This is a genomic window from Mesorhizobium sp. B1-1-6 (genome assembly GCF_006443035.1).
Lineage (GTDB): Bacteria > Pseudomonadota > Alphaproteobacteria > Rhizobiales > Rhizobiaceae > Mesorhizobium.
The window spans coordinates 238,508-252,614 of sequence record NZ_VFWR01000004.1 but is presented as its reverse complement, the minus strand read 5'-3'; the positions used below and the strand labels follow the sequence as shown (position 1 = coordinate 252,614).

At 55.4% G+C, this 14,107-nt stretch carries 10 protein-coding genes; 9 read left to right on the top strand and 1 reads right to left on the bottom strand.

All coding sequences use genetic code 11. The features are described 5' to 3' along the window. Positions 1-143: 143 nt before the first annotated feature. The gene (locus FJ979_RS10415) at positions 144-2,126 is read right to left on the bottom strand and encodes a nucleoside-diphosphate sugar epimerase/dehydratase (RefSeq protein WP_181165146.1); all 1,983 of its coding nucleotides are present in this window, start codon (positions 2,124-2,126) and stop codon (positions 144-146) included. A gap of 544 nt (positions 2,127-2,670) precedes the next feature. Here FJ979_RS10415 and FJ979_RS10410 point away from each other — a divergent pair. The 9 genes from FJ979_RS10410 to FJ979_RS10370 all read left to right on the top strand — a co-directional run bounded on the left by FJ979_RS10410 (position 2,671) and on the right by FJ979_RS10370 (position 14,102). Next, entirely contained in the window at positions 2,671-4,104 is a 1,434-nt protein-coding gene (locus FJ979_RS10410; RefSeq protein ID WP_140580810.1) for a phosphomannomutase, read from the top strand. Beyond that, entirely contained in the window at positions 4,101-5,516 is a 1,416-nt protein-coding gene (locus tag FJ979_RS10405) for a mannose-1-phosphate guanylyltransferase/mannose-6-phosphate isomerase (RefSeq protein WP_140555889.1), read from the top strand. The genes FJ979_RS10410 and FJ979_RS10405 overlap by 4 nt, the downstream gene beginning before the upstream one ends. An 80-nt stretch (positions 5,517-5,596) precedes the next feature. Then, entirely contained in the window at positions 5,597-6,685 is a 1,089-nt protein-coding gene (gene gmd, locus FJ979_RS10400) for a GDP-mannose 4,6-dehydratase (RefSeq protein ID WP_140494852.1), read from the top strand. Between the two features lie 2 nt (positions 6,686-6,687). After that, a complete protein-coding gene (locus FJ979_RS10395; protein ID WP_140580808.1) occupies positions 6,688-7,788 on the top strand; it encodes a DegT/DnrJ/EryC1/StrS family aminotransferase in 1,101 nt (366 codons plus the stop codon). Positions 7,789-7,810: 22 nt separating this feature from the next. Next, positions 7,811-8,593: an ABC transporter permease gene (locus FJ979_RS10390; RefSeq protein ID WP_181165147.1), complete on the top strand. Its 783-nt coding sequence runs from the start codon at positions 7,811-7,813 to the stop codon at positions 8,591-8,593. Then, the gene (locus FJ979_RS10385; protein ID WP_140520770.1) at positions 8,590-9,342 is read left to right on the top strand and encodes an ABC transporter ATP-binding protein; all 753 of its coding nucleotides are present in this window, start codon (positions 8,590-8,592) and stop codon (positions 9,340-9,342) included. Before FJ979_RS10390 ends, FJ979_RS10385 begins: the two co-directional genes overlap by 4 nt. 108 nt (positions 9,343-9,450) lie before the next feature. After that, positions 9,451-11,748 (top strand): glycosytransferase, encoded by a 2,298-nt coding sequence (locus FJ979_RS10380; RefSeq protein ID WP_140520771.1) that lies wholly within the window; start codon positions 9,451-9,453, stop codon positions 11,746-11,748. Further along, the gene (locus FJ979_RS10375; protein ID WP_140520772.1) at positions 11,739-13,421 is read left to right on the top strand and encodes a glycosyltransferase; all 1,683 of its coding nucleotides are present in this window, start codon (positions 11,739-11,741) and stop codon (positions 13,419-13,421) included. The genes FJ979_RS10380 and FJ979_RS10375 overlap by 10 nt, the downstream gene beginning before the upstream one ends. A 69-nt stretch (positions 13,422-13,490) precedes the next feature. Next, a complete protein-coding gene (locus tag FJ979_RS10370) occupies positions 13,491-14,102 on the top strand; it encodes a NeuD/PglB/VioB family sugar acetyltransferase (protein WP_140520773.1) in 612 nt (203 codons plus the stop codon). Positions 14,103-14,107: the final 5 nt, after the last annotated feature.

Below are 14,107 nucleotides of genomic sequence, written 5' to 3'. Positions count from 1 at the left end.
CCGCTCGACGTAGCATGAGGCTATCGCTCGACCAAGCTCGACCCCTCGCCAGCCAGCGCCCCAGAGTCCCGAAGGTCCGCCGATAAATGCCGCTCTTGCGCAGACTGCTCAAGCGCCGAAGAAGGCCAGGGTCTTTTGAAGCATCAGTTCGCCTGCCCGGCCGCTTTCGGGATCACGGCCTCAGGCACGTCCCCTCTTACCTTCTTGGTATGGTCAAGACCCGCAAGCACAGCGAGCGAGGATGCCTTGTCCTGGCTCTTCACGGATTGCTGCAGGGCCGCAAGCGCCGCCTGGACATCGGACCATTCCGCGACATCGGTGCTCAGGCCAAAAATCTTGGAAATGCCGAGTTCGACCAGCTCCTCATCCTCACCATGCAACGTTTCATGGAGTTTTTCACCCGGCCGGATTCCGGTGAAGCGAATGGGGATGTCCGTGTATGGGCTTTTTCCGGACATGCGGATCATCGTCTCGGCAACTTCGAGGATCGGCACCGGTTTGCCCATGTCGAGCATGTAGACGGCGTAGTCGTCGCCGGCTTTCCGCGAGGCGGCATCGGCCGCGGACATGATGACGAGGTCGACGGCTTCGGCCACGGTCATGAAATAGCGCGTCATGCGCCGGTCGGTTATGGTGACCGGACCTCCGGCCTCGATCTGCGCCTGGAATATGGTTGCGACCGAGCCATTGCTGCCAAAGACATTGCCGAACCGAACGGCTATGAACTTGGTGGCGGGGCGCCGTGCGCCGGGCTCGCCGGCGGGCGTTTCATGCAAGGCGCTGACGATCTGTTCGGCCGCCCGCTTCGTCAGGCCCAGCACGGATGTCGGGTCCACGGCCTTGTCGCTCGAAACAAGCACGAATTGCTTGACGCCGCATTTGGCGGCAACCTCGGCACAGACAAGCGTTCCGAAGACATTGGTCTGGATGGCCGAATCCCAGTTTTCCTCGAGCAAAGGCACATGCTTCAGTGCCGCGGCGTGGAAAACGATGTCCGGCTTGAACTCGGTGACGACACGCGTCATCTGGCGCCGGTCGGCGACATCGACAATGCGGACCTTGAGGCGGTCATGGTCCTTCTCTTCGACGTATTGGCTCAACTGGAAAATGCCGAACTCGGAATTGTCGGCAACCAGCACCGCCTCCGCGCCCAGTTCCAGTGACCTCTTGACCAGGGTGCGGCCGATGGAACCGGCGCCGCCGGTGACCAGGACGCGCTTGCCGCCGACGAAGGCCCCGATGCGTTCGATGTCGGACGGAACCGTGGGGCGGCGCAGGATCGTTTCCATCTCGACCTCGTCGAGAACGAGCTTTCCCTCCTGGCCGAGCTGCGAAAGCCCCGAGAACTGCACCACCGCTATGTCGCCTTGCCGGGCAACACGGACGAGCTCCGAATACTCCTCGATCTCATGTTCGGCGCCGCTGCCGAAAATCAGCAGGTCCAGGCTTGTCGTACCCTTGGCGTATTCTTCCAGCACCTCGATCAGGCGGGGGCGGGTGGCCACGACGGGAACGCCCTGGATCCGAGTGCCCTGCGGAACACCGTGCTCAATCGCCATAATCCCTGCAATTGAATACTCTACAGGCTGCGTCGTGCGCGTGAAACGGATGATTACGTCGGCCTCGCTCAGCTTGCCGACAAACACCGCTCTCTTGGTCGAAGCCTTGCCGCGACTCAGAATGCGCCAGCTCGCGCCGTCGCGAAAGAACCGGTAGAAAATCCGGGGCGCCGAGATGATCGTGAAAGAAACCAGGAAGAAGACGATGAACTGGCGCTCATTGAGGCCCGCCACCGGCTGAAAGGAACGAACAAAAAGCGAAACACAGTAAAGGACGATGGTCAGTATTGCGCAGCCCTTCAGGATGTTGAAGAAATCCGGCGTCGAGGCGAAGCGCCACACAGTATTGTAGAGGCCGCAATATCTGAATAACAGATGACTAAGAATAATGATGCTCGCCCAGCAAGCGAAACCCGCTGGAGAGAACGCTTCGAACGACAGCCTCGACTGCGATAAAGTCAGGCTAAGCGCCACCGCCACCAAAACCATGGCGATGTCTTGAATCATGATGATGGCGCGACGCATTGTGGGCCGGAGTCCGGGTACAGCTTCTACATAGGATTTCATCGGACGGTACTGAACTCCAGGCGCGAAGACTTCAATACTAAAGTGGCTCTAGAGCGAATACCATCCGTCACCGGCGGCTTCTTTTTAGTACCAAATCTTCGGCCCCCGCCGCGTGTATCGCATAGCGTGGACTTGAAATCATCGCCAGAGATTTTTTCATAGGTTGGCGGGTGAAGAGAAAGTCCGTTTGATCAAGATCTTGCACATCAACTGCAAAGAGCCCTAGAGTCCGACAGCAACTCAGGATAGAGAGAGAGGGGTCGGCCGTAGAGGTCAATCCTTGACTACTCTTTGCCCTGGTGCGGTCTGCTCTCGACCTATGGCCTATGGTTCCGCAGATATCAAGCGGTTCGAGAATGCCGGCAGCGCGATCGTGAGGCCATCGCTCGGTCCTTGACGCCAGACGGCTCTCACCCTGTCGACGCGGCTGGGAATGCAGCGTGGATAGCTGGAAGGAAAGGTGAACCGCCCGAAGCGATTTTGCGGTTGACAGCCAAGTCTGCTGCAATATGACGGTCTTCCCTTTACCAGCCAAAGCGAAGTGATGAAGTTTGGATCAAGTGGCCTGCGAGGGTTGGCTTCAGAATTAGTCGGGAAACCCAGCGGCCTTTATACGGAGGCTTTCGCTTGGCGTCTCGTTGCCGATGGGGTCCGATCGAAGGCCAAGGTGTTCGTTGGTCGCGACTTGCGCGATAGCAGTCCGACGATCGCCGCCAACTGCATGGCTGCCTTGGCGGCAAGTGGGTTTCAACCGATCGATTGCGGTGCCATTCCAACGCCAGCCTTGGCGTTGTATGCCGGGCAGCATGACGCAGCGGCGCTCATGGTTACGGGTTCGCACATCCCTGCGGACCGCAATGGCATCAAGTTCTATAGCCCGCGGGGCGAGATCACCAAGGCCGATGAAGCCGCTATGGCACACTATGCTGCCGAACGGCTAGACGCCTATTGCCCCCCGCCGCCAATAGGTACGGCTTTGCCGGGGCATCACGACAATGCGATCGCCGCCTATCGCGCGCGCGCTGATGACATCTTGGAGCCAGGGTCCCTTTCGGGCCTGAGGCTCGGCGTCTATCAGCACAGTTCGGTCGCGGCGGATCTTCTGGTGGAGGTTCTCCGATCCTTTGGCGCAGATGTGACACCTGTCGGGAAATCGGAGACCTTCGTACCCGTCGATACCGAAGCCGTTGACGAAACCACAATTGCAAAGTTCAAGGGTTGGGCGCGGGAATTCCACCTCGACGCCATCGTGTCGACCGATGCCGATGCTGATCGGCCACTGATTGCCGACGAGAATGGTGACCTGTTTCGCGGCGACCTGATCGGCCTCGCCACGGCTCTGTTCCTGCGGGCTGACATCGTGGTGACGCCCGTGACTTCCAATTCAGGTATTTCGAAAGCCTTCGGTTTTACGGTTCTGAGAACGAAGGTCGGATCTCCCTTCGTCGTCGAAGCCATGGAAGCCTCACACCACCCCGAGAAAATCGTTGTGGGCTTTGAAGCCAATGGTGGCGTTCTCTTGGGGTCGGACTGTTCGCTACACGGCAAGACATTGACGGCATTGCCGACACGGGATTCACTGCTCCCCATCCTGGCTGTCCTCGGAATGGTCGCGTCGACAAGAAAGTCGCTGTCAGGTCTGCGCGCGTTGTGGAATCTTCCGGCCTGTGCAAGCGAACGCCTTGAGAATTTCCCAGTGGAGAGTTCGCGCAGCTTGATGCGTCGGCTCGCGGATCGGCCTGCACTGCAGCGGTTTCTGGCCCCGTTCGGGATTGTTGCTGAAGTTGACGAGACCGACGGCCTAAGGACACAAATGCTGACTGGCGAGATCATCCATCTGCGGCCGTCCGGCAACGCGCCTGAACTTCGCTGTTATTCGGAGGCAGCAGACCCAGGCAGAGCGAGAGCGATTGTGGCGCTGACGCTCGACAGGGCGCAGGCAATCGCATCCACAAACGAAGCAGAGGTCATTTCATGAAAGTGGTTCCCGTCATCATCAGCGGTGGAGCCGGATCGCGACTATGGCCTGCCTCAAGGCAATCGCACCCCAAGCCTTTTCTTAAAGTGGCGGACGGGCATTCGCTTATTCAGCACACAGTGCTGCGCGCCGCGTCGATTGAGGGAGTGGTGGAACTCGTGGCTGTAACGTCCGGGGACCACCTTTTCCTCACGAAGGACGACTTCGACGAACTGGATTCGGTTGTGTTGCCACGTACGTTTCTGCTCGAGCCGGAAGGCCGGGATACGGCCGCTGCCGTGGCGGCAGCCACTGTCCATGCCAAGGCAACGCAGGGCCCTGATGCGATTCTATGCGTCTTCCCGGCCGATCACATGATTGGCAACCTGCCCGCATTTCTAGACGTTATGGGCCGCGCCATCGAATATGCAAAACTGGGGCGGATTGCCACACTGGGCATCAGCCCAACCAGGCCGGACACGGCGTTCGGCTATATCGAAGCCGATGGTGAGAAAGTCGTCCGTTTCGTTGAAAAACCGGATCTCGACACAGCCAAAGCCTATGTCGAATCCAAACGCTTCTTCTGGAACGCGGGGATATTCTGCTTCAGCGCGCAACGCATGCTCGACGAGATGGCTTTGCATTGCCCCGAAGTGATCCAGGCGGTTTCCGACAGTTATGAGAACGGCCGATTCAGTCAAGGCGAAGGCTTTGCCAAAATCGAACTCGCGCCCGAGCATTTTGGCTCCGCTCCGCGTATCTCTCTCGATCATGCGGTTATGGAGAAGGCAAACAATCTTGCCGTGGTTCCTTGCGACATGGATTGGAACGACATCGGATCTTGGAACGCAATGGCCGATTTGATCACTCCTGACGAAAGCGGCAACAGGCTACGCGGCGATGTTCATATGGTGGACACCACCGGCAGCTATATAAGTTCCGACAAACGCGTCATCGGCACGGTCGGGGTCAGCGATCTGGTGATCGTCGATTCTCCCGACGCATTGCTTGTCGCCTCCCGCGATCGCGTTCAGGACGTCAAGAAGTTGTTCGAGGGCCTCAAGGCTTCCGGGCATGAGGCACATTTGGTCCACAGCACCGTACATAGGCCGTGGGGCACCTATACGGTTCTGGAGGAAGGCGAGCGCTTCAAAATCAAACGCATCGAGGTGAAACCCGGCAGACGTTTGAGCCTGCAGATGCACTACCATCGTTCCGAGCACTGGGTCGTGGTCAGCGGCTCCGCGAAAATAGTCAATGGCGACCAGGAGCTGTTCCTGGCGACCAACGAGTCAACCTACATCCCCTGCGGTCATAAACACAGGCTGGAAAACCCTGGCCGGATTGACCTGGTGATCATTGAAGTGCAAAGCGGCGATTATCTCGGCGAGGACGATATCGTGCGTTTTGACGACGTATACGGCCGCGCCTGACAATCCATTGGCTCACGGTGCTGGGGGCGGCAAAGCCTTAGGGGCTGGGCGGACACAAATCGGATACATCGAGAACATTGATGAAAAAAAAAGCACTGATAACCGGCATCACCGGGCAGGACGGCGCCTATCTGGCGGCATTCCTGCTGGAAAAGGGTTATTCCGTTCACGGCGTAAGGCGCCGCACATCCCTTTTTAATACGGATCGCATCGATCATTTGTATCATGATCCACATGAAAAGGGTGTAGATCTGACGTTGCATCATGGCGATCTGACTGACTCATCAAGTCTGATGCGGATCATTCAGCTCGTTCAGCCGGATGAGATTTACAATCTGGCGGCACAGAGTCACGTAGCCGTTTCATTTGAGGAACCTGAATACACCGCCAACTCCGACGCTCTAGGGGCGTTGAGAATTTTGGAAGCCATCCGAATTCTCGGCTTGGAGAAGAAGGTCCGTTTCTATCAGGCGTCTACGTCTGAGCTGTACGGGCTCGTGCAAGAGACGCCGCAAAAGGAAACCACGCCATTCTACCCACGGTCTCCTTATGCCGTGGCCAAATTGTATGCATACTGGATTACGATCAATTATCGCGAAGCATACGGCATCTATGCGTGTAACGGCATTCTGTTCAATCACGAGTCCCCAATGCGAGGTGAGACGTTTGTGACGCGTAAGATTACGCGAGCGCTGGCACGGATCAAGCTAGGCATGCAAGAGAAGCTTTACCTGGGTAATCTAGATTCACTGCGCGACTGGGGGCATGCCAAAGACTATGTTGAGATGCAATGGCTTATGTTGCAACAGGAGGCGCCTGAGGATTACGTTATCGCAACTGGCGAGCAGCATTCCGTGCGCGAATTTGTGACCCTGGCGGCTGCGGAACTGGATATTGACGTAAGATGGGAGGGAAAAGGCGTCGACGAGAAAGGGTACGATAACAAAAGCGGTCAATGTATAGTGGCTGTCGATGCGGCTTACTTTCGGCCGACAGAAGTCGAAACGCTTCTTGGCGACGCCAGTAAAGCTCGAAAGAACCTTGGCTGGGAACCTAGAATTAAATTCACCGAGCTGGTCCAAGAAATGATTCGCGAGGACTTTAAGGGTGCCGAGCAGGAAAAGCTGCTTACAACGCATGGCTATCAACGCTTCACTCGCGCAGAATAACCATGGCACGAATTCCAGTATATGAGCCATACCTCAGCGGAAACGTATCGGCGTATGTCAACGAGTGCTTGACTACGGGTTGGATTTCCTCGCGTGGAGCCTTCATATCCCGATTTGAAAAAGCTTTTGCGGAGTATGTAGGCGCGAAAGAGGCGACAAGCGTGGCAAACGGCACCGTAGCCATCCACCTTGTGCTGGATGCATTGGGCATCGGTGCCGGCGACGAGGTCATCGTTCCAAGCTTCACCTACATAGCGTCGGTCAACACCATTTTGCAGACCGGCGCGACGCCAGTCTACGTCGATTCGTTGGAAGACACGCTGCAGGTGGATCCGCAGGCAATACGTGACGCTATAACCCCGAGAACCCGCGCGGTCATGGCGGTGCATTTGTATGGCCATCCTTGTGATATGGATGCGATCTCGGGCCTTTGCCGCGATCACGATCTTTTGCTCATCGAGGACTGCGCGGAAGGCTTCGGGACCCGGTGGAAAGGCCGGCATGTCGGCACGTTTGGTGATGTTGCCACCTTCAGTTTCTTCGGGAACAAGACAATCACAACTGGCGAAGGCGGAATGGTTCTGGCGCGATCGGCTGAGGTGATGGACAAGTGTCGGCGCCTGAAAAGCCAAGGTGTCTCGCCGACCCGCGAATACTGGCACGACATGCTCGCCTACAATTATCGGATGACCAATATCCAGGCGGCGATCGGGCTTGCCCAGATCGAGATGGCTGAAGAGATCATCCACCGCAAGCAGCAGATCGCAGAGATATACCGGACCCGACTGTCCGGGCTTCCCTTGAGGACCCATGATCCCGTGGGCGACGTTAATCATTCGCACTGGATGTGTTCGATTGTCGTTGACCACGTTGAGGATCGAGATCGGTTGCGTGCGCGTCTTGCCGACGACGAAATCGAGACACGCCCGTTTTTCCCCTTAGCCAGCCACATGCCGCACTGTTATTCTGACCGGGCCTTTCCGAATGGCGATAGCGTAAGCAAGCGTGGCATCAATCTGCCGAGCTACCCCGGACTGACCGAGGAACAGTTGAACCGCATATGTTCTTCGATCATCGGTTATTTCGAGGATCGACCGCGGTGACTTTGCGTTAAGGAAATGGCCTGTGAACGAGTATCTTAGGGGCATTTGGGCCGCGCGATATTTTTGGATGCATCTCGCGATGTCCGATCTGCGCGGTCGCTGGAGAAGGTCCTTCTTCGGTGTCCTGTGGTCGATTATCCAGCCTCTGGGCCTAACGATCCTTATCTCCATCGTATTCAGTCGCATCTTCGACGCCGCGATCTCGGAATATGCGCCCTACATTCTCTCCGGGGTCATCATCTGGGAGTACATCGTCTTCAATGTAAGTGGAGGCGCATTGGCTTTCGTCCAAGCCGACGCGTACATCAAGCAGACACGTCACCCGTTAGCGATATATACGCTTCGAAACGTTATTTCCGGGCTTATGGTGCTTGCCCTGGCCAGCATCAGCCTCATCGGTTGGGTGCTTGTCGTTATGCCGCAGAATTTCGGCTGGTCTTGGCTTGCCGCCCTCACGATATTCCCGATCATCGGTCTGATTGTCTGGCCGTGGGCGACGATAATGGCATATTTTTCTGCCCGTTTTCGCGATCTGCCGCATGCGCTTGGCCTGATATTGCAAGCCCTATGGTTTGTCTCACCAATCTATTTCGAGACTTCGGTGTTCCGCAAAGGCAATCTGCATGTCCTTCTGGACTACAATCCGCTTTATCACCTCCTCCAGATCGTACGCGCTCCACTCCTGCATGGTGAATGGCCCGTCGCTGCCAATTACCTGTGGTGCTTCGGGACTATCGCAGTGCTCATGCTGATCGCAGCACTCGTGGGCAGGTCCGCCGAAAAGAGGGTGATCTTCTACCTATGACAAACCGGATTCACCTCGAGTCGGTAAACCTCCATTATGCATCCGTCGGCTTCAGCGAGCGGTCGTTGAAATCCATGCTGGCGTCGCTGGCGACGTTGAACGGAGGAGGCAAGAAGATCGTCGACATCCACGCATTGAAGGATGTTAGTCTGGACATTGGTCCCGGCGAACGCGTTGGCCTTTTAGGACACAATGGGGCCGGCAAGAGCACGTTCCTCAAGATGGTGGCAGGATTATACCCGACATCTTCCGGGAAGCGCGTGGTCGAGGGGACCGTCCGGTCTTTGTTTGACCTGAGTTTGGGTTTCGAGCCTGATGCCACCGGCCGGGAGAACATCCTGTACCGCGGACTTCTCCTTGGTCTCTCGCCCAAATTCATGCGCTCGATAGAGGACGAGGTTGTCGCCTTTGCCGATATCGGGGAGTTTATCGACTATCCGATCAAAACCTATTCCGCTGGCATGCAGGTGCGCCTCGCCTTCGCGATTTCGACAGCGGTCGGCGGTGACATTCTCCTCCTCGACGAGGTGATCGGTGCCGGTGATGCGAATTTTATGGGAAAAGCGCGCAAACGCATCCTGGATCTTGTCGAGCAGGCGGAGATTCTGCTGTTAGCTTCGCATGATTTCAAAACACTGCAATCCATATGCGCAAGGGGAGTTGTATTTCATCACGGCGAAATCATTTTTGACGGCGACATTCTTGGCGCGATCGCAGAATACAATAGGGCAAATGGGATAGCTGCCTAGCCATGGGTCTCAAGCGCTCTTCTCATTCTAGTCTGAACAAGCCCGTTTGAGAAATGCTAAGGTCAGCTAATATACTGGCGCTATCGAAGTTGCTAGAAAGAGAGTCCTATGCGTTTAGAAAAGAGCGTCCGGGTCGACAATGTGCCGCGTGTAATGTGGATCCTCAATCACACTGCGGCCAGAAAATTCGAGATCCCAATGTTGCGGGAACTCGGCTATGAGGTATTTACTCCAAAGATCTATCCAGACGATGCTAATTTCCGAAGCGCTTCCGTCGATTATTCGGAGGATAAAAACTTAACAATCCCGCCGGATGACCTTGCAGTTCTGAATAAGGCTGATTGGTATAGAGGCGCGCCGCGCAAAGCTTGGGAAATCGCCAACAAATATTTTGACATCATGTTCTGCATCGTCTTCGATCCCAAGGGTTTTGAAATTGCCGCCAGGCGGTTCCAGGGAGCAATGCTCTGGCGTACCTATGGCTTGGCGGGCAACAATACTTATTCGAAGATCATCGAAACAATGCCATTCTACCAAGGTGTTTACACTGCAATCCAGGCCCTTGGAAAACGCTTCTGGTTTACCGAAGGCTATCCTCATCTGCATAAAGTCGAGCCTGATTATCTTGCATCTAAGACCGTGTTTCTGCCACTAGGTATGGGCGGGGCAAGTGATCCGATCTCGGCGGAATGGAACGGCGGTGACCGGCGCATCCTGTTCATCTGCCCCGACATTGGTTTTAACCAAGCCTATGTAGAGATATTCCAGAAATTTAAGAAAGACTTCCGTGGGTTTCCCTATGCAATCGGCGGCGCGCAATCGGTCAAGACGACAGACCCAAGCGTGCTGGGTTATCTGCCGATCGAGGAACATCGCAGAAATATGCGCGAGATGCGCGTGATGTTCTATCACAGCCAAGAACCTAACCATATTCACTTCCACCCGTTCGAGGCGATTAAAGCTGGGATGCCGCTTGTATTCATGGGTGGCGGCATTCTCGATATGTTCGGTGGTAAGAAATTGCCCGGCCGTTGCGCAACTATCGAGGAGGCGAGAAAAAAAATTGACCGCATCCTCAAGGATGACTGGAAACTGATTAATAAGATACGTGAGAGCCAAGCGGTCCTGCTCGATCCGATGAAGGCAGAGAACTGTACCGGGTTCTGGCGTCAAGGCATGGAGAAGGTATTCACCAAGCTTGCAGAATCGCGAGCTGATGCGGAGGAATTGGAACCGCTGCCCAAGCGCATTGCTGTGCTGACCGACAAGAATTCCATAGCCAAGGCTCGCGCTTTGGCCTTGGCGCTGGAGGAAGGGGCCAAACTCGCCAATGAGGATGTGGAAATAGTTCTCACCATCGAACGCAGCAAGCGGGCTTATTCGAGTAAACCGATTGAAAAGGAAGAGTTCGACGTGCCCGTAAGGGAATTCTCATGGCGTGCGCTTGACCGGGAAGCTGCCAATCGGGCGCTTGTTTATGCCGGTGCTGCGCGACCTTTGACATTAAATAGTTATCTCATCCCTGATGACGGCATCAATCATTTGCAGGATTGTGATCTCTGGGTGGTTGTCGCGTCAGAAGTCAGCACACCGATCCTGCCAATTCGTCCGATTGTTCTAGCTCCAGACACGATAGCGCCACGTTTCCGCCCAGGCCCGCAAGAAATCGTTAAGATGGGGCAGTTTGGGTTAACGCTTGCACCCGAAGCCGTCATCGTCGACAGCCAGTTTGCAAGTGAGGAGCTGATTCACTGCGAGGGGGTCTCCGCCAGGAATGTCCATGTTTTGCCACCTTTGCCAACAATCGAGGTTGCTCCAGCCTTGGATGTGGGTGAGGAGGCAAAAGCGTTTGTCTGGGTGCTGCACCCACTTTCAATCGCCAACATCGATCGTGCTGCGGAAGCGCTTGCAATTTACTATCATGAGATGAGCGGCAAGCTGAAATGCAATATTCTTCTCTCGGAGGCATACCAGACGAAATTGACCGACGATGATATCAGCAATGTCAAACGCAACCTTACGAAGGCGATGCGCCGATGGAATATTCCGCGCAGGCGTTACTCGATCTCTGAATTGTTGTCCGAAAGGCAGCTCCGGCGGGTCATCAAGGAGTCGGCTTTCCTATGGCGCCCAGGCAAACTCGACAGTGACATTACGACCATAACCATTGCCCGGGCCTTTAGAAAGCGTGTTGTTGCGGCACATTGCCCGGTGTTGAAAGAATATGCTGGAAATCTCGGGTTTAACATTACCTGGACCGATGACGAAGACCCGAACTCTATGGCAGGGAACATTTGCGAACCCGCTCGGGACCATTCTTTGCCGCTTGCACCATTCAAAGGGCGTGAGATGTCGATTGAGGATTGCGCGCGCGATTATTGGAACGTCATTTCAGAATGCCTGTAACCAAATACGGAATATATTTGGCCTATGGGCCACGGATCGAGTTGCGCAATGAAGGCCTTGGCCGTCACCTTGCCGAATTTCTGCGCGCCTCCCTTAGGCGTGATGACGTCGAGTTTGTAATCGCAGCGCCGAGCTGGATGAGGGATCATCTCAGAGATCTGATGGATGGTTTCGGGGTCAGTGAAGGCCAATACGAAATACTCGGTCCGACGCAGAGTTCCCTTTCATGGTCAGCCTTTCAGACAGGAACGAGAGTGAGGAAATGGTTGTCTCGCGTCCGCAAGAAGGATGACGTAAAAAAAGGGGGGCTGCTTCTTCGGATCAAGTTTGCTGGTATTCGCTTGGTGTCCCGAGTGACCCGCTATCTCATGCGAACGCGAAATCCGCTAGTGTTCGTTGCTACTGTCATTCTCGCGCTTAGCTTACTGCCGTTCGCCGCGCTGATCTATCTGCTGCGCAATACTGTTCTGAAGGGGGTTGGCCGTCTCAGGCGCAGTTCTACTTTGCGCAGAATGCTGGGGACCACGCAACCTGCGAAACCCCGCATCTTTGGGCTACTTGGCCGAATGCGGCATCATCTCTATCAAACGATGTGTGACGAAGAAGCCCGGCTTGTCGCTGAAATGGCAAACAGGCGGGATGATATTTCGGCCTGGTATTGCCCGACAGCGTTCTGGCCGCAATTCAATCTGATTGAAAAGCCGCGTTTGACGTGCGTTCCCGACGTAGTGTTCACCGGCTTCCCGGTCGGGTTTGCTACGGATGAACCGGCGGCAGATCAATTGTTTAATAATTTCCGGCGCATCGAATCAATTATCGACGCGGGCCATGCCTTTGTCACCTACAGTAAGCACGTGAAGCAGAAGACGCTGGTGGAAAGGTTTCAGGTCAAGGGATCGTCGGTTCACGTTGTGCCGCATGGCGCAAACCGGCTCGATGAGCTGATCACAGTGACTGGTTTTGCAGATAACAGGAAAGCCAGCGATGCATTGAGCGCGCAATATTTCTGGTCAGCAACCTCGAAGGCGACCAACAACTGGAATGGCGTGAGGTTTTCTTCTGGCGATCTTGGTTTTGTGTTTTATGCAAGTCAGTTTCGACCGAACAAGAATGTCGTCACTCTGTTGAAGGCGTATCGCTGGCTCCGACGCGAGAAGCTGTTGCGTTACAAGCTTATTCTTACTGGAGCTTGGCAGGCGGACAGGGAAGTCAACAGGTATTTGACTGAAAACAACCTACACGATGATGTCCTGTGTTTACGTAATCTCACCGAGCGGGAACTGGCCGCGTGCTATAACCGCGCTGTCCTCGCTGTGAACCCGAGCTTGTCAGAAGGTGGGATGCCGTTCACGTTTACAGAAGCAGTGTCGGTCGGGACCCCAGTTGTCATGGCAGACATCCCTGTCACTAAGGAAATCCTGACCGACAAAGTGGTGCATCAAAAGACAGTATTTAATCCCGAGAGCTGGACGGCGATGGCCGAAAAAATCGAATGGGCGATCCAGCACAAGGATAGCCTCTACAAAATCCAGAGAGCATTCTACGATGAGGTTTTGGTGAACCGTACGTGGGACCATGTTGTCGCCGACTATATTGACATTCTGAACGACATGGCTGGCAAGCCGTTTTCATATACGCCTGAGATTGTCGAACGACTCAATGAAGCTGTTTAAGCCCCTGACACAGTGCCGACGGACCTCGGGCAGATCAAAAGCAGAGCAGAAAGGCATGACGCCGTCACTATGAGCAAAGGCCTTTTCATTCTGGGCTTTGGCGGCCATGCGCGCAGCGTAGGAGACATAGCCTTATCGACAGGGTTCGATGATTTGATTTTCATCGATGACCAGGCAAAGGCCGGTGAGGAATTTGCGGGCTTTCCTGCTGTCGCTGTTCTTCCCAGCAATGCCTCCGGCGCCGGTTGGTTCATGTTTCCGGGCTCGGGTGACAATGCGCGGCGACGCGCGCAATGCGGGAGCGCGCTTGTTCCTCTTGCGATGCTCGTCGCACCGACTGCCTCTGTCGGGAGGCAATGTGAGATCGGGCAAGGCTCACTGGTCGCTCATCAGGCCCATATAGGACCGCTTACAAAGGTTGGCCGGGGCGTCATCATCAATAGCGGCGCAGTCGTTGACCACGAATGCGTGATCGGTGATTTTTCTCATATATCCGTCAATGCGACCGTTGCAGGCCGTTGCCGAATAGGCACACAGGTTCTGGTTGGCGCAGGTGCGACCGTGATTGATCGGCTCAGCATATGCGACAATGTCATCATCGGCGCTGGCGCAACGGTCGTCCGAGACATTGAAGTGCCCGGCGTGTATACAGGCACGCCGGCCCGTCGAGCCCACGGCTAGACAGC

Bases quoted from the DNA above. Each gene is read 5' to 3' on its own strand.
- FJ979_RS10415 (WP_181165146.1), bottom strand. From the start codon at position 2,126: ATGAAATCCTATGTAGAAGCTGTACCCGGACTCCGGCCCACAATGCGT.
- FJ979_RS10410 (WP_140580810.1), top strand. From the start codon at position 2,671: ATGAAGTTTGGATCAAGTGGCCTGCGAGGGTTGGCTTCAGAATTAGTC.
- FJ979_RS10405 (WP_140555889.1), top strand. From the start codon at position 4,101: ATGAAAGTGGTTCCCGTCATCATCAGCGGTGGAGCCGGATCGCGACTA.
- gmd (WP_140494852.1), top strand. From the start codon at position 5,597: ATGAAAAAAAAAGCACTGATAACCGGCATCACCGGGCAGGACGGCGCC.
- FJ979_RS10395 (WP_140580808.1), top strand. From the start codon at position 6,688: ATGGCACGAATTCCAGTATATGAGCCATACCTCAGCGGAAACGTATCG.
- FJ979_RS10385 (WP_140520770.1), top strand. From the start codon at position 8,590: ATGACAAACCGGATTCACCTCGAGTCGGTAAACCTCCATTATGCATCC.
- FJ979_RS10380 (WP_140520771.1), top strand. From the start codon at position 9,451: ATGCGTTTAGAAAAGAGCGTCCGGGTCGACAATGTGCCGCGTGTAATG.
- FJ979_RS10375 (WP_140520772.1), top strand. From the start codon at position 11,739: ATGCCTGTAACCAAATACGGAATATATTTGGCCTATGGGCCACGGATC.
- FJ979_RS10370 (WP_140520773.1), top strand. From the start codon at position 13,491: ATGAGCAAAGGCCTTTTCATTCTGGGCTTTGGCGGCCATGCGCGCAGC.